The sequence below is a fragment of the Agromyces sp. Marseille-P2726 genome, from assembly GCF_902809835.1.
Lineage (GTDB): Bacteria > Actinomycetota > Actinomycetes > Actinomycetales > Microbacteriaceae > Agromyces.
Genome location: NZ_CADDWM010000013.1, coordinates 226,261 through 247,101 on the forward strand (window position 1 = coordinate 226,261; position 20,841 = coordinate 247,101).

A 20,841-nucleotide genomic window follows, 5' to 3' on the forward strand; every position below is an offset into this window, starting at 1 on the left:
CGCACGGGCGGAATGCCCGATCGGGCAGCAGCCCCTGCCCGCAAGGGCAGCCGTCGCGCGAGTCGTCGGTACGCGCGGTAGCGTCCGAACATGCGTGATGCGGCGGGCGCGAGGCTCGGCGCGGCTCCCGGTCGCTCCAACCCGAGTCGGGCGGCGGGCGCAGCCCTGGCGCTGCACTCCGCCGCGGGCGGGCGAGTCGCCGCGCGTTCCGCGTCGACGGGGCTGCCCAGGATCGCGAGGGATGCCGCGCTCGGCGTCATGCGCATGCCGGGGACCGAGCTGCTCGCCCTGCAGCGTGCGGGAGGGAACGCCGCTACGGCGCGGGTCGTGGCATCCGCCCACCGCTTCGTCGATGGGATGACCCCGCCGGTCGTCGCGCGCCAGGCGACGCTCACCATCCCGCCCGAGCTGACGCTGAGGCCGGCGACGCCCGCGAATCCGAACATGAGCATGGCGCCCTGGGCCACCGCGCCCGCGTCCGGGACCTCGGGCGCGGGCACCGCCAGCACGCCACGACCCGCGCCGGTCGGCGCCGATGGGATGCCGCTTCCCGATCGCTACTCGTCACTGCTGCGCCCGGCGCTCGACGAGGCCGACTCGAACCGGCTGCGGCAGGCCACGGGCGGCAGTGAACTCGTCGCCATGATCGAGCGCCGCGACGCCGCACGCCGGTCGCTCGCCGACATGGAGGCCCGGGCGCGCACGCCGGGCGGCGACCAGGGCGGCCTCTTCGAGGAATACGACCGGGCGCACAGCTACGAGGCGCAGCTCACGCAGCAGATCCAAGCGCGACTCGCGAAGCTCGGCGTGGCCGACGAGGCGGCACTGCTGCGGCTGGTGAACGAGGAGTTCCCCCGGATGTTCCTTCGTGAGGCACGACTCGTGGCCGACGGCATGCTGACCGCCAACGAACAGCAGGCCCGCGCTGAACAGGAGCGGTACTCGCAGAACGTGTGCAGCCCCGACATCGACGGGCTCTTCGACGCCGACCGCACGCTCGCCGAGCTCGATCCGCATCCGGTCGAACTGTCGATCCGAGTCGCCGAGGACGCGATGCGCCGATTCGCTCCCGCCGCCGGCGTTCCGACGCCCGAGGAGTTCGAGGCGATGATCCCCGAGCACGAGCGCAGCGTGCTCGTCGACATCGCGAACCTCGAGAAGAACCGCAAACTCGCGCCGCAGCGGCGCGCGGTCTACGACGCGGCGCGCTTCGGGTTCGGCCGTGACTACCCGATCCTGCTGCACTCCACGTACCGGCCCGGCATGTTCTCGATGGCCTCGTACGAGCAGCTCAGCGAGGTCGTGCGCGGGCCGGTTACCGAGATCCTCGAGAACATCACCCGCGTGCGCCGCGCCATCGCCGACGACGAGCTCAAGGTGTGGAACCTGCGCAACGTGCTCCAGATCACCCTGCAGCGGCTCGGCGTCGAGGATCCGGTGCTCATCGGGGCGGTGCAGCGGCGCATCGCCGAGATCGAGTCCGACGAGACGTTCCTCAGCTGGGTCAAGGTCGCGCTCGCGATCGTGACGTCGGTGGTCGCGGGTCTCGTGTTCACGCCGGCCGCCGGCATGGCGGTCGCCGCCGCCTGGGGTGTCGGCAACCTCGCCGGCAGCATCACGGAGTACCGCAACGAGACCGCGGCCGAGAACGTCGCGCTCGAGGAATCCGAGGCCGACATCTCCCTGAAGGAACCCACGCTCACCTGGGTCATGATCGACGCCCTGACGCTCGGACTGGAACTCGGGCCGCTCGCGCGGGCGATCCGTCCGAGCGCGCGGGCGCTCGCCGCGTTGCGGAGCCCGGAGGCGCTCGTGGCGTTCCGGGCTCGGGCCGCCGCCGTGGTCGGCGATGACGCGGCTGCCGAGCTCAGCCGCAAGGCCGCGACGCGATTCGGGGTCACGGGGGAGGCCGCGGCATCCGCCGACACTGCTGCCGCCGGCGCTGCTGGAGACGTCGCCAAGGCCGACGAGCTCGCACGGTTCCACAAGCCCTCCGTCACGGGCGACGTGTCGAAGCAGGCCGGAACCGGCGGCACGAATCGGTACGGCGACTACTGGTATTCGACGCAGGGCACCGTCACCGAGCAGAACCTCGCCAAGTACCACGAGCAGGTGCACTCGATCCTCAGTCCGAAGCTGCTGGCGTTCCGCGAGTTCCGGGCCAGCGTTCGCATGACGCTGTACCAGAAGTCGTTCATCATGCGCGGACTCGAGGAGGCGCTCGCCGAGACGGTCGCGCAGCTGCGGGTCCGTGGCCTCAAGGGCCTGCCGACGGGCCTCATGTTCCCGATCAACAACGGGTACCTGACCGTGTCGACGCTCGGCCAAGCCGCCCAGTTCGGCGGCGAGATCGTGCTCGGCACGATCATCGTCTCGGGTTACACGTACACGGTCTACTGGATCGCGACCCGCGACACCTCGTCGGGCGAGGACTGAGGCGATCTCGTCGGATCAGGCGCTGAACCGCCGCGGGTCGAGGAATGCGGCATCCGTGAAGTGCGGCTCGCCCACGACCGATTGCGCGACGAGCTCGCCGAGCGCCGATGCGTGCTTGAAGGAGTGCCCCGAGCAGCCGCCGCCGACGAAGACCCGAGGATGCTCGGTCGCGCCGATGAGGAACTGCCCGTCAGGGGTGTGCGCCATGATGCAGGTCGTCACGTCGGACGGCTCGGGCTCGAGGTCGGGGAACGTCGCGGCGACGAGATCGCGGATCTCATCGGTCTCGCCCGGATGCACGACCCGGTCGATCGCGTCGGGGTCGTCGGCGGTGAACGGGCCGTCGAACTCGGGACCGACCTTCGCGTCGAAGCCGCCGAACTCCCTGGGCGTCTTCGCGCCGTCGGCGGGTACCACGCCGTGCCCCCAGATCCACGTGTCGTGCCCGGGCACGCTGCGGATGAACACGGGCAGCCGGTCGAGATCGGCGGAGTGACCGTCGCGGGCACGGAACCACGTCATGATCACGCGGTGCGGGGTGAGCGGCAGTTCGGGCAGGAAGTGGCCGATCCACGGGCCCGAGGTCACGGCGACCTGCCGCACGCGGTACTCGGCGGCATCCGTTCGCACGGTGATGCCCTCGGCGTCGGGCTCGATGGCGACGACCCTCGTGCCGGTGAGGATCCGCGCCCCGGCTGCCCGCGCGGCGGCGGCCGCGGCGACGATCGCCGCCTCGGGGCGCAGGATTCCCGCCTCGGGATCCCACACGCCGACATCGCCCGGGTTCATGAGTGCGTGGGCGGGGAATCGCCTCGCGATCTCGTCGGCATCGAGTCGCTCGACGGGCAGGTCGTGCGCGGCGGCCGCCGCGAGCGTGCCCTCGATGATGTGGGAATCGGGCGGGCCGATCATGAGTCCGCCCGTCTCGAGGAACAGGCGCTCGCCAGCGGATGCCTCGAGCTCGCGCCAGAGGTCACGCGCACGCCGCGCGATGGGCGGTAGGCCCGGATGCTCGAGGCACGCGACCCGGAACAGGCGCGTCTTGCCGGTGGATCCGCCCCACGCGTTGCCCGGCTCGAACTGCTCGAACCCGATGACGTCGACCCCGCGCGTGGCGAGCCGCCACGCGGCGCTCGACCCGATCGCGCCGAGGCCGATCACCGCGACATCCGCGTCGAAGCCGCCCTGCTCGTCGGTCGTGTTCATCGTTCGATCTCTCCTCCCTCGATTCTCCCCCCGCGGGCCAGGCGGCGGTGGTTGCCGTGGACGCACCGTTCCCACTGCCGCCACGCGGCGTCGGCGTCGACGACCGCCCGGTTCCCGCCCGATGGATGCCGCGGCCAGTGCGCCCTGACGCTGTGCCTGCCGCCCTCGAGTGCTCGTCCGACGGCATTCGCCGGCATCTCGATGTGGAGCACGCCGTCGTCTTCGACCGGCTCGCCATGGAAGCGCAGCGCACTCGCACACGCCAGACGCCCGCCGAAGCGGCACGCCCGAATGGCGTCGGGATCGGCGTGCGGGAGCGCATACCAACCCTGACGGACCCGAACGACGCTGCCGTAGGCGACCAGCATGCGGACCATCTCGTCGTCGAGACCCATTCGCCGCAGATCGGATCTCGTCGCGATGCCACCGAGTTCTGCCATCTCGCGCCGGTATCTCACTGTTCGAGTCTCGACGTGGGCGAGTATGCGGTCACCCGACCAGCGCTGAATGAAGGAACCCGGAACCAGCATCCCCCTGTGGAGGCCGGGTCGACTCGCGGAAGCGCGGGCTGCCCGGTGGCTGCGCGGGCTGCCCGCCGGTGGCTGCGCCGGCTGCCCGGTGGTTGCGGAAACGGTTCGGCCTCTCGGCGACTCCTGAAATGAAGGACATTCTGAAGCGTCCTTCATTTCAGGAGTCCACGAGACCGAAGCAAATCCCTCAGCTCGGAGAAGCCGGCTTCGGCGTCCCGTGGGAGGTACGCTGGCCCCCGTGGCAGAGCCGTCGGTCAAGCGAGTCGCGATCCTCGACGATTACCAGGGCGTCGCACTCGATTCCGCCGACTGGTCGACGCTGCCGGGCGAGATCACGGTGTTCCGCGAGCCCCTCGGCGACGCGACCGCCGTCGTGCAGGCGCTGGCCGGATTCGACGTCATCGTCGCGATGCGCGAGCGCACGCCGTTCCCTCGCGCGGTGCTCGAAGCCCTGCCCGCGCTGCGGCTCCTCGTGACGACCGGCATGCGCAACGCGTCCATCGACCTCGCCGCCGCGCGCGACCTCGGCATCACCGTGTGCGGGACACGCGGTGGGACGACGCCGACGGTCGAACTCACCTGGGCGCTCATCCTGGGGCTGGTTCGCGACGTGGCATCCGATGATGCGGTCGTTCGCGACGGCGGATGGCAGACCGCGCTTCCCGGAGACCTCGACGGTGCGACGCTCGGGTTGGTCGGACTCGGGCGGCTCGGCCAGCGCGTCGCCGCGATCGGTCGCGCGTTCGGCATGCAGGTGATCGCGTGGAGTCCGCACCTCACCCCCGAGCGGGCGAAGGCGGCCGACGTCGGCGCCGTCGCCGTCGCGCGCGCCGAGCTCTTCGAGCGCGCCGACATCGTCTCGGTGCACATGGTGCTGAGCGACTCGACCCGCGGGCTCATCGGCGCCGATGACCTTCGGCGGATGCAGCCCGGAGCGCTCCTCGTGAACACGTCGCGGGGGCCGATCATCGACGAGGTCGCGCTTCGGCGGGCGATCGAGGAGGGCTGGATCGCGGGCGTCGGGCTCGACGTCTACGAGATCGAGCCGCTGCCCCCCGACCATTGGGTCCGCCGAGCGGATGCCCCGGGGCAGGCGCGCGTGCTGCGGTCGCCGCATATGGGCTACGTGACCCGCGGCAACTTCCGCACCTTCTATGGCGACGCCGTCGAGGACATCCTCGCGTTCGCGGCCGGCACCCCGGTCAGGGAACTCTCCGCCTGACTTCGGGCCAGACGACCGAGAACCGCTCGAAGAGGATCTCGTGCGTTTCGGACCATTCGAGTCCGATGGCCGCCGCCGCCCGCCGCCAGTAGCGGCTGTGGTTCTCACGCCATGACTCCAGCGACCGATCGTCTTCGCCCTCATCGAAGGCGAATGCCGCATCCACGCTCGAGAACGGACCGAGGCGAAGTTCGGTGCTCCGGAGCACGGCGCGGGGCGCACCGGTCGAGTCGCAGGCGATCCAGTGGCTGCCGACGCGGGGGAGCGGTTGCCCCTCGGCCTCGAACTCGGCGACGAGAGTCGCGGTCGCACGCTTGGTGCCGTCGAGCACGAGTGCGAGCAGCGCGTCGGTCAGTTCGGGGTGGTCGCCGAAGAACTCGGCCGTCGGCGGTTCGGGGTCGGTGGCATCGCCGGGATATGCGGCTCGGTATTCATTCCACATCGCGTCGGCGGCGGCTCGGTCGATCGGTGCGTTGCCCATGGCCTCAAGTCTCGCAGCGCCACCCCTCGGAGGTCCGATCCGAGGGACTACGCCAACTCGACCGCGGTACCCGTCGCCCGCAGCAACTCGATCTCCGCGGCATCCGCTCGTGCGCTGGTGATCACGACGTCGACGTCGGTGACGGAGCCGTATCGCCAGAGCGACACCGTGCCGAGCTTGCTCCGATCGGCGAGGAGCACCGTGTGGCCGCTGATGCGAAGCATCTCGCGCTTCACGTCGGCCTCTGATTGGTCAGGTGTGGTGAGGCCGTGCTCGACCGAGAGGCCGTTCGTCCCGAGAAAGGCGGTATCGACGTGGATGTCGCGAAGGCTGCGCAGGGCGAAGCTGTCCACTTCTCCCAGCGTGACGGGACGGACGCGGCCACCGAGGGTGATGACGGTGGCATTGGGCCGCTGTGCCAGGAGGACCGCGACCGGCAGCGAGTTCGTGAACACCGTCAGCGGCACATCGTCGGGGAGCGACTCCGCGAGCAGCAGCGACGTGGATCCCGATTCGATGAAGATGGATCCTCCCGGGGGCACGTGGGCCACCGCCGCCCCGGCGATCGCTCGCTTCTCGGCGGAGAAGGTGGTGCGCTCGGTCACCCGCGGTTCGATGAGTGTTCGATCCACTGGAACCGCCCCGCCGTGCGTCCTGCGGATTACGCCCGACTCCTGGAGCGAGTTCAGGTCCTGACGGATGGTCTCGGTGCTCACTCCGTACTCGGTGGCGAGCGACGACACCTCGACGCGTCCCGCCGCCCGCACCCGTTGCAGGATCTCGTAACGACGCTCATCGGCGAACACCTTCTCGTCGGTCACCGTGCCTCCGCTCTGGGTTTGCTTGGGTTTCCGCCACAGTATCACTGCCGTTGATTGGGGTCACTTGTGATTGGCCGCGTTGACAACTTGCGGTCACCTGTGTTTGGCTGTGATTCCCTTCCATTCAAAGGTGAACCATGAGACATGAAGCTGTCGTGATCGGACTCGGTGCCGCCGGTGCCGGCGCCCTTTGGGCGCTTGCGCGCCGCGGGGTCAGCGTGGTCGGCATCGAGCAGTTCGACATCGCACACGACCGCGGATCTTCGCATGGCCGATCCCGCCTGTTCCGCGGCGGCGCCGCCGAAGGCGTCGCCTACGTCGACCTGGCACGCCGATCGCTCGAGATCTGGCGCGATCTCGAGGCCAGCGCCGGGGTCGAGCTCGTCAGCCTCGTCGGCGGCGTCACCATCGCGACCGCCGAATCCGAGCTCCTGCGCCGCACTGAAACGGCCATGCGCGAACGGGAACTGCCGGTCGATGTCTTCGATGCCGATGAACTCCGCCGGCAATTCCCGCAGCACCGCATCCGCGATGAGGATCGCGGTCTCTTGGATGCCGCCACGGGCGTCGTCCGGCCTGAGCTCGCCATCACGACCGCCATCGATGCCGCCGTCGCTGCGGGAGCCGTGGTGCACGGAGGCATCCGAGTCGATCGCATCGAACAGCTGGCAGGTGGCGGACACCGGATCATGCTCGACGATGGCGATGAGATCGAGACCAGCCGCGTGATCGTGGCGGGCGGAGCCTGGACGGGCCGGTTGGTTCCCGAGCTTTCGAGTGACTTCATCGTGCGACGCGCCGTGCTCAGCTGGTTCCAGCCGAAGCCGGGTCGCGAGTCCGAGTTCCTGCCCGACCGCTTCCCCGTCTTCACCCGCGAAGACCAGTCGGTGACCGGCTGGGGCGCACCGACGATCGACGACTACGGCGTGAAGATCGGGCTGCACGATCAGGCGGGGTACGAGATCGACGACCCCGCGGCGAACCGTGCCGACGTTGCAGCGTGGGAACTCGAGGGCGTCGAGGCGTTCTGCGCTCGGCAGTTCGACGGCCTCGAGCCGGTGGCGCGGCATCCGCGCGGCTGCATGATCACGGTCACGCGCGACGAGCACTTCTCGATCGGCACGCTCGAGTCCGGTGTCGTGCTCCTCGCTGCGTGCTCAGGGCACGGGTTCAAGCACTCGGCCGCAGTCGGCGACCTGGGTGCCCGACTCGCCATCGACGAGGACCCCGAGCTCGACCTCAGCCTGTTCGACCCGTATCGATTCCGCACGACCCAGCAGTAGCCCAACCAACCACAACCATTGGAGTAGAAACACATGAAGCGCAAGCACTTGCTGTCGACCGCCGTCGCGGGCCTCGCCGCGGTCGGCCTCCTCGCCGGATGCGCCGGGCAGCCGGCGGAAGCCGACGGCGACGCCGCCGTGGCCGACGCCGGCTACGAACTCGCCGGCGGGGACAACACCCTGCAGCTGCTCGTCATCGGAGACGCCGCGCCGTTCGCGTCGGTCAACGACGACGGCGACTACGAGGGATTCGATGTCGCGCTGCTCACGGAGGTCACCGAGCGCCTCGATCTCGACCTCGAGATCCGGTCGCAGGAGTTCGACACGATCCTGCCGACCGTGGCCATCGGGCAGGCGGATGCCGCGGCATCCTCGATCGCCGACACCGATGAGCGGCGCGAGACCGTCACATTCTCCCTGCCCACGTACACCGGCGTGATGTCGGTCACCGTTCGGGAGGACTCCGACATCGCCGACGAGAACGACCTTCCCGGCCGCAAGGTCGGCGTCATCTCGGGAAGCCGCAACGCCGAGTACGCCGAGCAGTACTTCACCGAGTCGGAGCTCATCTACTTCCCGGCTGAGTCGCCGCTGTTCAACGCCCTGCAGTCGTCGACGATCGATGCCGCATTCTTCGACGGCCAGGTCGCCGACAAGTACGTCCAGCAGTACGACGTGAAGATCGTCTTCTCGGGCGTCAACGACGACAACCGCGGTGCGGCCATCGTGCTGAACCAGGATGCCGAGAAGCTCCGTCAGGACATCAACGCGACGCTGCGCGAAATCCTGGACGACGGCACCTACCAGGAGATCTTCGAGACGTGGGTGACGACGGAGTCGGTCGAGCCGCAGCTCGACTTCCTCACGAAGTACTACGCCGAGCACCCGAGCGACGACTACCCCAACGAGTGATCGGGAGCGGCTGGGCCGGCAACGTCGGCCCAGCCGCACCCCTGACGGAACGGAGCGGACATGGGCGATTTCCTCGGCATGTTCTTCAATTGGGAGTACATCTTCAAGGTGCTCCCCGACCTGGTGCTCGTCGGCCTGGTGAACACGCTCATGCTTGCCGCGGCCGCGACCATCATCGCGCTGTTCATCGGCATGCTGGTGTCGATGGCGCTGCTCTCCAAGCGACGGTGGCTCCGGGTCCCGGCGCAGGTCTACGTCGACGTCCTTCGCGGGCTCCCGACGATCCTCACCATCTTCCTCATCGGGCAAGGACTGCCCTACGCCGGGTTCACGTTCCTCGGTACGAGCGCATACCCGTACGGCATCGCCGCCCTCGGGCTCATCGCCTCGGCCTACACCGCGGAGATCTTCCGCTCCGGGATCCAGGCCGTGCACCATGGCCAACTCGAAGCCGCTCGAGCTCTCGGCATGCCGTACGGCACCGCCATGAGCCTGATCGTCGTACCTCAGGGCGTACGCAATGTACTGCCCGCCCTCACGAACCAGTTCATCAGCATCGTGAAGGATACGAGCCTCGTCTACGTCCTGGGCCTCGGAATCGGCGAGCGCGAGCTCTACCGCATCGGCCAGGACATGTCGCAGCGGGTCGGCAACCTGTCACCGCTCGTCGCGGCCGGAATCATCTACCTGCTCATCACCGTGCCGCTCACGCACCTCGTCAACTGGCTCGACCGGCGCCTCCGTTCCGGCAAGGTTCCCGTCGTGGTCGAGCAACCCGCCGATGCCGAGCCCACCGCCCAGAGGACGTTCGCATGACCACCACCATTGCGCCAGGCACGACCGCCGTCAGCGTGCGGAACCTCCGGAAGAGCTTCGGCCAGAACGAGGTGCTGAAGGGCATCGATCTCGATATCCGCCAGGGCGAGGTCGTGTGCATCATCGGCCCATCGGGTTCGGGCAAGTCGACGTTGCTCCGGAGCCTCAACCTTCTGGAGGAGCCGACCGCGGGCACGGTGCTCATCGGCGAGACCGACCTCACCGCGAAGGGCACCGACATCAACGAGGTGCGCCGACGCGTCGGCATGGTCTTCCAGAGCTTTAACCTCTTCCCGCATCTCACGGTCGAGCGCAACATCACCATCGCGCTCGAGCGAGTTCGCGGCATCAAGGGTGCCGAGGCCCGGCGAATCGCGGGCGAACGGCTGGCAGACGTCGGCCTCGCCCAGAAGGCGACTGCACGCCCCGCAAGCCTCTCGGGTGGGCAGCAGCAGCGCGTCGCGATCGCGCGTGCGCTCGCGATGGCCCCGGAGATCATGCTCTTCGACGAGGTCACGAGCGCACTCGACCCCGAGCTCGTCAAGGGCGTCCTGAACATCATGACCAAGCTCGCCGAGGGCGGCATGACCATGATCGTCGTGACCCACGAGATGGGCTTCGCACGGCAGGTGGCCGACCGCGTCATCTTCATGGACCGGGGTCAGGTCGTCGAGTCGGGAACCCCCGATGCGATCTTCAACAGACCCGAGTCGCCCCGACTGCAGGCATTCCTCTCCGAGGTGCTCACATGAGCGGCGCGAACGTGCCGGTCACGCCGAGCGCCTGGCCGAGGCCGCTGCCGACGGTCAGAGTCGTGGGGCCCAACCCCGCCATGGATCGACTGCAGGTCGTCGACACGCTGAAGCCCGGGGCCGTCCACCGGGCGACGGAGGTTGCCGCACGGGCCGGCGGCAAGTCGTTCATCGTGGCTCGCACGCTTCGCCGGCGCGGCGTCGGCGTCGCGATGTACGGATTCCTCGGCGGAGTCATCGTCGACCTGGCCGCGGCGGAGTGCCGCGCGCTCGGCATCGACGACCGGCACACGAGGGTGAAGGAGTCCACTCGGATCACTCCGGTGATCGTGGAGGCCTCCACTGGGCGATCCACCGTCATCAACGAGCCGGGGCCCAGGATCGAGCCGGCGGAGGACGCCGTGTTCCGTGAGTCCCTCGTCGCCGACCTTTGCGCCGGCGACGTGATCGTGTGCACCGGCAGCTTGCCGCCGGGGGTCGACACGGGCCTGTACGCGACGATTGCGCGGGAGGCCGCCGCACGTGGAGCCTACGTGGGCGTCGATGCGAGCGGCGACTCCCTCCGGCTCGCCCTCGAAGCGGCCCCGTGGCTGGTCAAGTGCAATCGTGCCGAGTTCACCACCGTGCACGGGCTTGCCGCGGATGCGGACGACGCGGAGGTCGTCGCCGCGATGTCGGCCCAAGTCGAGCGAGGCAGCACCCTCGTGATCGTGACCATGGGAGCGGCGTCGTTCCTCGCCGCCACGCACGACGGAATCTGGAGGGTCGGGGTCCCGGTGACCGAGGTTGTGAACGCCACGGGCTCGGGCGACACCTTCCTCGGCTGCTTCGTCGCAGCAGTGGCCCGCGGCGACGGATTCGCCGACGCCCTGCGCGACGCCACCGCCGGCGGGGTCGTGAACGCGGGTCAGCTCGAAGCGGGGCTGCAGCCCCATGCCGAGCTCGAGCCGTTCCGGTCGCAGGTGACGTTCGCGGTCGAGCCTGCTGTCGTGGGGGTTCCGTGACCATCACGCTCGGGCTGGACATCGGCACAACACGCATGAAGGCCGTGGTCTACGACGCGGCCGCGGGCATGGCCATGGCGAGCGTCTCGCTGGCGACGCCCGTGGTTCGGGATGCCGCGGGCGACCGCCGGGACCCCGAGGCGGTGTGGCTCAGCACGGTCGAGCTCTGCCATCGGCTCGCCCACGAGGGTGCGCCGCTCGATCGCATCGACGGCGTCTCGGTCGCTGCCGTCGGCGAGGAGATCGTGTTCCTCGACGAGCAAGGGCGGTCGACGGGTCCCGTGTCGTGCTGGTACGTCGACCATTCGTCCGACGTCGACGACGTGACGGCTCCGCCTCACGCACTCGCGAGCTGGTACGCCGTGCGGGCCGCGATTCGTGGAGAGGATCCTGCCGTCCGTTCGGCGGTCGCCTTCACCGACTTGGGCAGCTCGGTGCTCCTGCGCCTCGCCGGGGCCCGGCTGCCGATCATGGACCGCACGCATGCCTGCCGCACCGGGCTGCTCGACGCGGATCACGGTGGATGGTCGTCGGCTCGGCTCGCGTCATCCGGCATCGCGCACCTCCGCACACCCGAGCTCGTCGACAGCGGCGCGCGGATCGGGGTCGTCGATGCCGGCGCTGCCGAGGAGCTCGGCATCCCGGCGGACATTCCGGTGCGCGCCGGCGCACACGACCACCTCTGCGCCGCCCTCGCGGCAGGCGTGAGTGAGCCGGGTGACGTCCTCCTCTCCGTCGGCACGTCGGAGAGCCAGCTCATGCTCGTCGATGCCTCGTGGCCCGAGGTCGCAGCCCTCGAACGCCCGGGCCTGGAGGTCGGCTACTTCGTCGATGGCAGGCTCCGATACCTGCACGCGGCGCGTCCCTCGGGTCGCCGGGTCGCCGACCTCGTCGCTGCCGACCCGGCCGGGCGTGGCATCGCCGAGATGTACGCGGCGCTCAGCGCGATCATCGACCCCACGGCATCCGATGCGCCCGTGCTGCTCCAGAACGCCGAGGGGATCGACCCCTCAGCGGCGGCGTTGTTCCATGAGCTGCATCGCCAGGCGACGGATGCCGCGGAGCTGACCTCGATGCTGGAGCAGGCCGCCGGCCGACCGGCCGGTCGGATCCGCATCACCGGCTCGCCCGTGCAGCACGAGATCTGGCGGCGGCTGCGACGCTCGACCGCCGGGCGACCGGTCGAGTTCGTCGGCGTCGAGGAGCCCTCCGCCGTCGGCGCCGGCATCCTGGCCGCTTCCGCGGCATCCCGTCGCCCGGCATCCCGTTCCGCGGCATCCCGCCTCGAGGCGACGCGATGACGCGGGTCGGCACGCGCGCGCTCATCGACGCGTCGCGAACCGCGGGTATCGGCACCGCCGCGCTCAACGTCATCCAGATCGAGCACGCCGAAGCCATCGTCGAGGGCGCGGAGCGCGTCGGCGCCCCGGTCATCCTCCAGCTCAGCGAGAACGCCGTGCGCTACCACGGTGCGCTGGAGCCGATCGCCGCAGCCTGCAGGAACGTCGCGGAACAGGCATCCGTGCCCGTCGCCCTGCACCTCGACCACGCGACGACCGCCGAACTGTGCCATCGAGCCGCCGACGCCGGGTTCGACTCGGTGATGATCGACGCATCGGCAGCACCCTGGAGCGAGAACGTCGCGATCACGGCTGAGATCGCCGTGTGGGGCCACGACCGAGGGCTCTGGATCGAGGCGGAGATCGGCGAGGTCGGAGGAAAGGGCGCGCACGTCACCGGTGCGCGCACCGACCCGGTCCAGGCCGAGCGCTTCGTGGAGCAGACAGGGGTCGATGGCCTCGCCATCGCCATCGGATCGTCGCATGCCATGCGCACTCGAGACGCGACGCTCGACCTCGACCTACTCGCGCGAATCCGCGCTCGCGTCGCCGTTCCGCTCGTCCTGCACGGCTCGTCGGGGGTCTCCGATGCGGGGATCGCCGAGGCCATCGACGCCGGCATCACGAAGGTCAACGTGGCCACGCAGCTCAACATCGCCTTCACGGGAGCGGTGCGCACCCTGCTCACCGACGACGCCGGTCTGGTCGACCCGCGCACGTACCTCGGGGCCGGGCGCGACGCGGTCGCACGCCGGGCCGCCGAACTCATCACCACCATCAATCGCACGCACGCTCAGCAGGAAGAGAAAGTAGGAATCGCATGACGACGCTCACGACTCGCGCCTTCGGTCGGACCGGATGGCAGACCACCACCGTCGGACTCGGCGCCTTCGCCATCGGCGGACCCGCATGGTCGTACGGATGGGGCGCGCAGGACGATGACGAGTCGGTCGCCACCATCCGCTCGGCCGTCGAACAGGGAATCAACTGGATCGACACCGCAGCGGTGTACGGGCGCGGGCATTCGGAACGCGTCGTCGGTCGGGCGATCTCGGCGTTCAGCGCCGAGGAGCGGCCCCTCATCTTCACCAAGGGTGGCCTGGTCTGGTCGGACGACGACACGCTCGAAACCGGCGAACGGAAGGTCGGTCACCCGGCGAGCCTGCGGCGCGAGGTCGACGACTCGCTCGAACGTCTCGGTGTGGACGTCATCGACCTCTATCAGATGCACTGGCCGGCTCAGGACGGCACGTCGCTCGAGGACTACTGGGGGACGCTGGTCGAGCTTCGCGACGCCGGAAAGGTTCGCGCCATCGGACTCTCGAATCACGACGTCGACGAGCTCGAGCGTGCCGAGCGAATCGGCCACGTGGACTCGCTGCAGCCGCCGTTCTCGGCCATCCATCGTGGAGCGGCCGCCGACGTCATCCCGTGGTGTGCCGCCAACGGCACCGCCGTCATCGTCTACAGCCCCATGCAGTCGGGCCTGCTGACCGGGTCGATGACCGCCGAACGCGTCGCGGCGCTTCCGTCGAACGACTGGCGCTCCCGGCACGAGGACTTCCGTGGCGAAGGGCTGCGACGCAACCTGGCCGTCGCGGACGCCCTCGGCGAGATCGCCTCGTCGCGCGGCGTCACCACCGCGGAGGTCGCGATCGCCTGGACGCTTGGTTTCCCGGGGGTGACCGGGGCCATCGTCGGCGCACGCCGACCCGAGCAGATCCGTGGTTGGCGGTCGGCCGGTGACATCGAGCTGACCGAGGACGAGTACCGCGCGATCACCGACGTCATCGAGCGGGAGGGCTGCGGCGAGGGACCCTCGCTCCCCGCCGTCTCGCTCTCCGCGCGCTGAGCGGCGTCGTCGCCGGCGATCCGCATTCACCGCTCGCCGGCGGCGCCCGCTCCCGGTCGGTAACGACCTGCTGGTGCGCATGCCGCGGACGGCGTCCAAGGCAGCGTCGCTGCGTACGGTGCGCGAATGGCTCCCGCGGCTCGCGCCGGGCCTGAGCTTGCAGGTGCCCGACCCGGTCCACGCGGGTTCACCGTCGCCCGAGTACACGCTCGAGTGCGCGGTCTACCGTTGGATCGACGGATCCGCGCCCGACGCACGCAGTGTCGACGACTGGACGTCGTTCGGCGCCCACCTCGCGGGGTTCGTCGGCGAGCTTCACGGCCTCGACCTCATGGGCACCGCGTCTTGGGCATCCCGTACTACTGGCAGACCTTCCACGAGTTCGTCGCCGAGTGCCGGTCGAGACTCGAGGCCATCCTGACTTCTGCCAGCCCGGCGACCATCCCCGGGTTCTAATCGTCGAGGCTCTGCGCGACGCGAAGCCACGGCACGGAGGCATCAGGCCGCGCGGCCGGGCCCCGCGCCTCGCCGTCGCAGCGGACGACGACGGCCCAATCCTCGAGCGAGGTGCCGGCCGCCTCGAGCCGGTCGCGCACGCGGCGCACGGCCTTCGCCGACGGTTCGCCCCGAACAGACACGTGCGCCATGTGGGTCTCGGCGATCGCCGCAGCCGCGCGCACGAGCGGGTAGGGAAGGCTGAGTCGACGACCCATCGACCGGATCAGCTCGGCACCGCGCTGATCGTGGCCGTGGGAGCTGATGCGGCCGTTCCGGTGCCGCGTCGTGTCGGGTTTGCCGAGGTCGTGGAACAGCGACGCGAGCACGAGCAGTGCGCGCCGATCGGCATCGAAGCCCTGCTCGTCCGCATGGGCCGCGGCGAGGTCGGCGGCCCACAGCGAGTGCACGAGCACGTCGCCCTCGGGGTGCCAGTACGGGTCCTGCGGCGTCTCCGCGAGTGCGGCCAGCTCGGGAACGGCGTCGAGGATCGCGTCATCCCGGATCGCTTTCGACGGCACCGCGTCCTCACGCGCGATGCGAAGCAGTGCGGCTCCGACGTCTCGATCCGAACGGATGCCGCGACCAGCCATCTCAGCACTCTGCACGCTGGCGCGCCGACCCGCAACGGCCCGCCGCCGCGCGCGGCGGTGACATCCGTCGACTAAGCAGGCATGCTGGGCGAATGGGCACCGTGACGATCTCCTTCGAAATGACCCTCGACGGCGTGTTCGACCAGATGGAGCACTGGTTCAACGTCGATGATCCGGAACTCGTGCGGCACTCCGACGAGCTGGTCTTCGGTGCCGACGCGGTGCTGCTCGGGAGGGAGAGCTACGAGTTCTTCCGCGAGTACTGGCCCGCGCAGACCGACGACCGCGGCTTCGCCGCGCACTACAACGCGCTGCCGAAGTACGTCGCCTCGACGACGCTCGAGGGGCCGCTCGACTGGAACGCCACCCTCATCGAGGGCGACGTGGCCGAGGCAGTGCGGGGCCTTCGCGACCGGTACACGTCGATCATCTCGCACGGCTACGGAGGCTTGGCCGCCGAGCTCGTCGACGCCGGCCTGGTCGACGAGATCCACGCCGGCATCCATCCGTTCCTGGTCGGCAATGCCGAGCACCGGCTGCGCACGCCGCACCCCGTCGGCCTGCGACTGCTCGACCTGAAGGCGTACGAGTCGGGCATCATCGCCGCGAGGTACGCGCCGGCCTGACCGACGGACGGGTCAGGGCTGCGCCGTCAATCCGAGACGCGAGCGCTCACGACGCTGATCGTGTCGCCGTCGACGCGCACGACGCAGCGGAGTTGGGCGTGATCGGCGTCGCCGGAGTCGTCGACGGAGGTCACGGTGCCCGACACGCGGTGGCCGTCGTCGGCCTCGGTGACCCGCAAGGACTGCGCGACGTCGATCTCGGAGTGCCCGCGGGACTCGAGCAGGCTCTCGATGGCCGGCCTGCACATCGATTCCACGGTCGCGGGTGACTGCGAGCCCGCCATGACGACGCCGGCGATCACCGCCGCCCCGCCGACGACGACCACGACGGGCACGGCGATGCGCATCCACAGGGGCACTCGCGCGAGCCGAGCGGACTGCTTCTCGGGAGCCTTTGTCGCGGGCTCGCCTGTTTCAGGTGTCATGGGAGGAAGCTACGCCGCACGCGGCCTCGCGGCATCCGTATGCTGCACGGATATCCGTCGACGTCAAGGCCGGTCTGCATCTCTGGCATGCTTCGTAGCATCGAGGAATGTTCTTCTTCATCGGCGTCTTCCCGCGTGAGCGCGAGGTTGCGTCCGCGAGGTTCCGCTGCGACCACTGCCATGAGGATGTCGCCCAGCACTTCGTCGAGAGCGGAAGCCGTCTCTGGCTGTTCTTCATCCCGCTGTTCACCTTCGGCCGCCGCTACGTCATGATCTGCTCGAACTGCGGATGGACCACCGAGGTCAGTCCCGACATGGCGAAGCGCGTCACCGACCTCGCGGCGCACAACCGGTAACCGCCTCTGGTGGTCGAGTCGTGCGTTCGGATGACACGGGCGAACGGATGCCGCGAGCCGACGTCGTCGGGCTGCGGATCCCGCGGCCCGACGGCGCGGTGATCGCGGCGGAGCTCATCGGCCCGGCGGGGCATCCGCTCGTGCTGCTGGTCGCCGGCGGCGAGTCGTCGATGGACTGGTGGCGCCCCGAATTCTGCGACCTGCTCGTGGACCGCGGGCTTCGGGTCGCGCGGTACGACCAGCGCGGCTTGGGGGAGACGACGCTCGGGCCGATGGGCACGCGGCATGACGGGCTGGCCGTTGCGGTCGGTGATGCGCTCGCCGTGCTCGACGCGGCCGGCGCGGGCGAGGCGCACTGGCTGGGGTTCTCGGCGGGCGGGTGGGTGTGCCAGCTGGCCGCGCTCGACCACCCCGACCGGGTGCGTGCCCTGACGCTCGTGTCGACGACGCCGACCATGTTCGGGGGCGACGCCGACCTGCCCGGACCGGTCGCACGGCTGCGTGAGGCGTGGGCGAACCCGCCTCCCGATCCTGATTGGAACGATGCCGACGCGGTGATCGAGCACCATGTCGAGATCGATCGCGACTACGCGGGCGACGAGTTCGACGAGGCCCACGACCGGGGGATCTGGACCGACACGGTGCGCCGGTCGCCGGGCATGCACCGCGACGAGGACGGAACGGTCGAGTTCGAGGATGCCCCCCGCTGGCGGGAGCGGCTGAGCGAGATCCGCCTGCCGACGACGGTCGTGCACGGCACCACCGATCCGATGTTCCCGATCGGCAACGGCGAGGCGCTGGCGCGCGACATCCCGGGCGCCCGGCTCGTGGCGATACCGGGCGGCGGGCACGAGTTGCCACCGAGCGCGTGGCCGTTCGTGGTGGACGCGGTCGCCGGCCTGTGAGGCCGCCTCCGATCCGCACAGGAACCCCGGTGCACTCCGAACGGGGGCCTGCGCAGAGCCGAGGATTCATCGAGAATCGGAATGTCGGCCCCGCGTTTCCGACCGACGTGGGCGGCCACGTGATACCAGGACACGGATCATGACCATGGGAGTGCAGCGGAACACGACGGACGACCAGCCTGCGCTCACGCGAGGACCGACGGGCCGCGCGGCTCCGCGGCATCCGGTCACTGCTGTCGTCGCCGTCGTCGGGATCGGAATGCTGACCCTGGCCGGATGCACCGCCGGCACGCCGGCCGAGGATGCCGCCGAGACCGGCACTGGCACCGACATCTCGACGCCGGCCGCGTTCGACGCTGACACGGTTGCGCAGTTCGACGCACTCGTCCGCGAGTTCCAAGACGTCAACCAGACCCCCGGCGTGCTGGTCGGCGTGTGGAGCCCGCAGGGAACGTACGTGTCGGCGACCGGCACATCCGACCTCGCAACCGGAACCCCGCTCGAACCCGACATGCAGTTCAAGATCGCCAGCCAGACGAAGACGTTCACCGGCAACCTCATCCTGCAGCTCGTCAGCGAGGGCGAGGTCGACTTCGACGACCACATCTCGGAGTGGGTCGAGGGCGTGCCGAACGGCGACGAGATCACGATTCGTCAGCTGCTCAACCACACAAGCGGGCTCGCCAACGGCTTCACGGCCCCGACGATCCAGGCGAAGACGCCCGAGGGATGCACCGTGGAGGAACTCCTCACGCTCGAGGCCGAGTTCCCGCCGATCGCCGAGCCCGGTGAGGAGTGGTCGTACAGCAACTACGGCTTCAACCTGCTCGGGCGCGTGGTGGAGGTGGTCGAGGGCGAGGACCTGAGCACGGTGCTCGAGCGGCGCATCACCGAGCCGCTGGGGATGACCCGCACATCCCTGGTGACGTCGGGCAACGGGCTGACCGAGCCGTTCACCCGCGGCTACGGCGCGGGCGAGCTCGGCCCCACCCAGGCGGCGACGGCCGAGAACGATGCGACCTGGGTGCCGCTGTCGTGCCTGTGGGCCCACGGGGGCATGGTCTCGACGCTCGAGGATCTGCACGTCTGGCTGAGCTCGATGTCGACGCTGGTCTCGCCCGAGGTGTGGGAGGAGGCGAACGCCGAACCGGTGCCCTTCGTGTTCGAGGGCGACTACAACGGCCCGGGTGAGTGGTTCAACGCGCTCGGCTTCGTCGTGACCGGCGGGTTCGTCGTCGCCGAGGGCAGTTTCGCCGGGTACGAGTCGTCGACGATGTACTCGCCCGAGCTCGATACGACGATCGCCGTGGTGACGACGAAGATCTGGAACGCCATCACGCCGCCGCCCATGATGCAGGCCCTCGCCATGACGCTCTACGGCGACGAGGTCGACTTCGGGCTCACCATCGAGCAGGCGATGGAGCCGAACCTCTCGATCGGCACGGCGGCCGAGTAGATCGGCAGTGGCCGCTGTGCCCGAATGGGTCACACTGGAGAGGTGACCTTGGAGGAGCGTCGCGACGGAGCGGTCGTCATCGACCGGCTCGTGGCGGCGATGAATGATCACGACCTGGATCGGATGGTCGCGCTCTTCCACCCTGCGTACGACAGCCGGCAGCCGGCTCACCCCGGCCGAGCGTTCGTCGGACGCGAGCAGGTTCGGGCGAACTGGGCTGCGATGTTCGGCGGCATTCCCGACTTCAGGGCGGAGGTGGTTCGCTCGGTGCAGGACGGCGACCTGAACTGGAGCGAGTGGGTCTGGCGTGGCATCCGATCGGATGGGCAGCCGTTCGAGGTTCGCGGTGTCACCCTCTTCGAGATCCGCGACGGACTCATCGTCGCGGGGACGCTGTACGTGGAGGACGTGGAGCGCGCGCCGCTGGGGATCGAGGACGCGGTCGAGGGCATGTCGGGCGCCCGCCCTGAGTGAGGTCGGATCGGCATGGTCGAGCTCTCCGACGACGACTTCGAGCGAATGGTCGGCGAGGTGTTCGACGCTCCGGTTTGCTGCGAGATCGCGTTGTGCGGGGCGACTGCAGCCAGCGGCATCCGTGAGCCCCGCACTCCTGAAAACTAGGACGTTCGGGAATGGAACGCCGGGCAGCGAATGGGCCGGGCCGCTGGTATCATGCTGATACCAGCGCGCTGGACTGGGCCCCGACGGGAGGAACTGCCATGGCGATGACGCTGCGTCTTGACGAGCACCACGACCGCCTGCTCGAGGCTCTCGCCGCGAAGCTCGGGCGCTCGAAGACCGAGGTCGTCGAGATCGCCCTCGATGAGCTCGCGGCTCGAGCCGACAAGTCGGCTCGTACGCGGGCCGCCTTCGACCGCATTCGTGCCCGCGACGCGGAGCTCCTCGACCGCCTCGCTCAGTGACGGAGTTCCTCGATCCTGAAGACGTGGAGGCTCTCCTCGAGGAGGAGGGCTTCCACTTCAAGGACGGCGGGCGCGGCCGAAATCTGCTGCTCTCGGCGCTTGCCGCACCGATGCCGGTGTTCGGCGAAGACGTACATCCGACCCTCGATGAGAAGGCAGCGACGCTCCTACTGGCGGTGATGCGCAATCACGCGCTCGCCGACGGCAACAAGCGCCTCGCGTGGCTGGTGACGGCCGCGTTCCTCGAGCTCAACGGCGTCGACCTGGTGGTCGACGACGTCGATGCAGCGGATCGGTTCCTGCGCTCGGTCGCGTCGGGAGACGTCGAACCGGCAGACGTCGCGGAGTGGGTTCGACAACGGATGAATCCGCTCGCGTAGCGGCGACACCACACCACCCCTGCCCTG

Annotated in this window: 25 protein-coding genes; 19 read left to right on the plus strand and 6 right to left on the minus strand. The window is 69.6% G+C overall.

The window, feature by feature from the left end:
* Positions 1–90: 90 nt before the first annotated feature.
* Positions 91–2,436, plus strand: coding sequence for a hypothetical protein (locus tag HUS56_RS09150; protein WP_173923094.1), 2,346 nt, complete (start codon positions 91–93; stop codon positions 2,434–2,436).
* A 15-nt stretch (positions 2,437–2,451) separates the two neighbouring features.
* Here the strand turns inward: HUS56_RS09150 and solA (HUS56_RS09155) are convergent, their stop codons facing one another.
* Both solA (HUS56_RS09155) and HUS56_RS09160 read right to left on the minus strand, forming a co-directional pair.
* The gene (gene solA, locus HUS56_RS09155) at positions 2,452–3,642 is read right to left on the minus strand and encodes an N-methyl-L-tryptophan oxidase (protein WP_173923095.1); all 1,191 of its coding nucleotides are present in this window, start codon (positions 3,640–3,642) and stop codon (positions 2,452–2,454) included.
* A complete protein-coding gene (locus tag HUS56_RS09160; RefSeq protein ID WP_173923096.1) occupies positions 3,639–4,082 on the minus strand; it encodes a type IV toxin-antitoxin system AbiEi family antitoxin domain-containing protein in 444 nt (147 codons plus the stop codon). Before HUS56_RS09160 ends, solA (HUS56_RS09155) begins: the two co-directional genes overlap by 4 nt.
* A gap of 328 nt (positions 4,083–4,410) precedes the next feature.
* Here HUS56_RS09160 and HUS56_RS09165 point away from each other — a divergent pair, with 328 nt between their 5' ends.
* On the plus strand, positions 4,411–5,394 hold the full coding sequence (locus HUS56_RS09165; protein ID WP_173923097.1) for a D-2-hydroxyacid dehydrogenase family protein: 984 nt from the start codon (positions 4,411–4,413) through the stop codon (positions 5,392–5,394).
* Here the strand turns inward: HUS56_RS09165 and HUS56_RS09170 are convergent.
* Together HUS56_RS09170 and HUS56_RS09175 are read right to left on the minus strand one after the other, a co-directional pair.
* A complete protein-coding gene (locus HUS56_RS09170) occupies positions 5,375–5,875 on the minus strand; it encodes an ASCH domain-containing protein (protein WP_254431375.1) in 501 nt (166 codons plus the stop codon). The genes HUS56_RS09165 and HUS56_RS09170 overlap by 20 nt on opposite strands.
* A 47-nt stretch (positions 5,876–5,922) precedes the next feature.
* The gene (locus tag HUS56_RS09175; RefSeq protein ID WP_173923098.1) at positions 5,923–6,696 is read right to left on the minus strand and encodes a DeoR/GlpR family DNA-binding transcription regulator; all 774 of its coding nucleotides are present in this window, start codon (positions 6,694–6,696) and stop codon (positions 5,923–5,925) included.
* Between the two features lie 137 nt (positions 6,697–6,833).
* On the opposite strand from HUS56_RS09175, the gene solA (HUS56_RS09180) reads away from it, so the two are divergent.
* The 9 genes from solA (HUS56_RS09180) to HUS56_RS17485 all read left to right on the plus strand — a co-directional run bounded on the left by solA (HUS56_RS09180) (position 6,834) and on the right by HUS56_RS17485 (position 15,076).
* Complete coding sequence (solA, locus tag HUS56_RS09180) at positions 6,834–7,979, plus strand: N-methyl-L-tryptophan oxidase (protein ID WP_173923099.1); 1,146 nt, start codon at positions 6,834–6,836, stop codon at positions 7,977–7,979.
* 33 nt (positions 7,980–8,012) lie between these two features.
* Positions 8,013–8,891, plus strand: a complete 879-nt coding sequence (locus HUS56_RS09185; protein WP_173923100.1) for an ABC transporter substrate-binding protein — start codon at positions 8,013–8,015, stop codon at positions 8,889–8,891.
* 60 nt (positions 8,892–8,951) lie between these two features.
* Positions 8,952–9,707, plus strand: coding sequence for an amino acid ABC transporter permease (locus HUS56_RS09190; protein WP_173923101.1), 756 nt, complete (start codon positions 8,952–8,954; stop codon positions 9,705–9,707).
* Complete coding sequence (locus HUS56_RS09195) at positions 9,704–10,459, plus strand: amino acid ABC transporter ATP-binding protein (RefSeq protein ID WP_173923102.1); 756 nt, start codon at positions 9,704–9,706, stop codon at positions 10,457–10,459. The genes HUS56_RS09190 and HUS56_RS09195 overlap by 4 nt, the downstream gene beginning before the upstream one ends.
* On the plus strand, positions 10,456–11,463 hold the full coding sequence (locus HUS56_RS09200; RefSeq protein WP_173923103.1) for a 1-phosphofructokinase family hexose kinase: 1,008 nt from the start codon (positions 10,456–10,458) through the stop codon (positions 11,461–11,463). Before HUS56_RS09195 ends, HUS56_RS09200 begins: the two co-directional genes overlap by 4 nt.
* Positions 11,460–12,764 (plus strand): FGGY family carbohydrate kinase, encoded by a 1,305-nt coding sequence (locus HUS56_RS09205; protein ID WP_173923104.1) that lies wholly within the window; start codon positions 11,460–11,462, stop codon positions 12,762–12,764. Before HUS56_RS09200 ends, HUS56_RS09205 begins: the two co-directional genes overlap by 4 nt.
* Positions 12,761–13,627 carry a class II fructose-bisphosphate aldolase gene (locus tag HUS56_RS09210; protein WP_173923105.1) on the plus strand — a complete coding sequence of 289 codons (867 nt, stop codon included), beginning with the start codon at positions 12,761–12,763 and terminating at the stop codon, positions 13,625–13,627. Before HUS56_RS09205 ends, HUS56_RS09210 begins: the two co-directional genes overlap by 4 nt.
* A complete protein-coding gene (locus HUS56_RS09215) occupies positions 13,624–14,655 on the plus strand; it encodes an aldo/keto reductase (protein ID WP_173923106.1) in 1,032 nt (343 codons plus the stop codon). The genes HUS56_RS09210 and HUS56_RS09215 overlap by 4 nt, the downstream gene beginning before the upstream one ends.
* 73 nt (positions 14,656–14,728) lie before the next feature.
* Positions 14,729–15,076 (plus strand): phosphotransferase, encoded by a 348-nt coding sequence (locus tag HUS56_RS17485; RefSeq protein ID WP_371808302.1) that lies wholly within the window; start codon positions 14,729–14,731, stop codon positions 15,074–15,076.
* Positions 15,077–15,107: 31 nt separating this feature from the next.
* Here the strand turns inward: HUS56_RS17485 and HUS56_RS09220 are convergent, their stop codons facing one another.
* Positions 15,108–15,743: an HDIG domain-containing metalloprotein gene (locus tag HUS56_RS09220; protein ID WP_173923107.1), complete on the minus strand. Its 636-nt coding sequence runs from the start codon at positions 15,741–15,743 to the stop codon at positions 15,108–15,110.
* Between the two features lie 92 nt (positions 15,744–15,835).
* Here HUS56_RS09220 and HUS56_RS09225 point away from each other — a divergent pair, with 92 nt between their 5' ends.
* Positions 15,836–16,369 carry a dihydrofolate reductase family protein gene (locus HUS56_RS09225; protein ID WP_173923108.1) on the plus strand — a complete coding sequence of 178 codons (534 nt, stop codon included), beginning with the start codon at positions 15,836–15,838 and terminating at the stop codon, positions 16,367–16,369.
* A gap of 26 nt (positions 16,370–16,395) precedes the next feature.
* Here the strand turns inward: HUS56_RS09225 and HUS56_RS09230 are convergent, their stop codons facing one another.
* A complete protein-coding gene (locus tag HUS56_RS09230; RefSeq protein ID WP_173923109.1) occupies positions 16,396–16,794 on the minus strand; it encodes a hypothetical protein in 399 nt (132 codons plus the stop codon).
* A gap of 107 nt (positions 16,795–16,901) precedes the next feature.
* Between HUS56_RS09230 and HUS56_RS09235 the strand changes: the two genes are divergently transcribed.
* The 7 genes from HUS56_RS09235 (at position 16,902) to HUS56_RS09260 (ending at position 20,814) form a co-directional block, all read left to right on the plus strand.
* Entirely contained in the window at positions 16,902–17,150 is a 249-nt protein-coding gene (locus HUS56_RS09235) for a zinc-ribbon domain-containing protein (RefSeq protein WP_173923110.1), read from the plus strand.
* A 47-nt stretch (positions 17,151–17,197) separates the two neighbouring features.
* Positions 17,198–18,055: an alpha/beta fold hydrolase gene (locus HUS56_RS09240; protein WP_173923111.1), complete on the plus strand. Its 858-nt coding sequence runs from the start codon at positions 17,198–17,200 to the stop codon at positions 18,053–18,055.
* Positions 18,056–18,194: 139 nt separating this feature from the next.
* Entirely contained in the window at positions 18,195–19,511 is a 1,317-nt protein-coding gene (locus HUS56_RS09245) for a serine hydrolase (RefSeq protein ID WP_173923112.1), read from the plus strand.
* 42 nt (positions 19,512–19,553) lie between these two features.
* Positions 19,554–19,985 carry a nuclear transport factor 2 family protein gene (locus HUS56_RS09250; protein ID WP_173923113.1) on the plus strand — a complete coding sequence of 144 codons (432 nt, stop codon included), beginning with the start codon at positions 19,554–19,556 and terminating at the stop codon, positions 19,983–19,985.
* 12 nt (positions 19,986–19,997) lie between these two features.
* On the plus strand, positions 19,998–20,132 hold the full coding sequence (locus HUS56_RS17415) for a hypothetical protein (protein WP_256368798.1): 135 nt from the start codon (positions 19,998–20,000) through the stop codon (positions 20,130–20,132).
* Positions 20,133–20,236: 104 nt separating this feature from the next.
* Positions 20,237–20,434 (plus strand): ribbon-helix-helix protein, CopG family, encoded by a 198-nt coding sequence (locus tag HUS56_RS09255; protein ID WP_217423968.1) that lies wholly within the window; start codon positions 20,237–20,239, stop codon positions 20,432–20,434.
* Positions 20,431–20,814: a type II toxin-antitoxin system death-on-curing family toxin gene (locus HUS56_RS09260; protein ID WP_173923115.1), complete on the plus strand. Its 384-nt coding sequence runs from the start codon at positions 20,431–20,433 to the stop codon at positions 20,812–20,814. Before HUS56_RS09255 ends, HUS56_RS09260 begins: the two co-directional genes overlap by 4 nt.
* Positions 20,815–20,841: the final 27 nt, after the last annotated feature.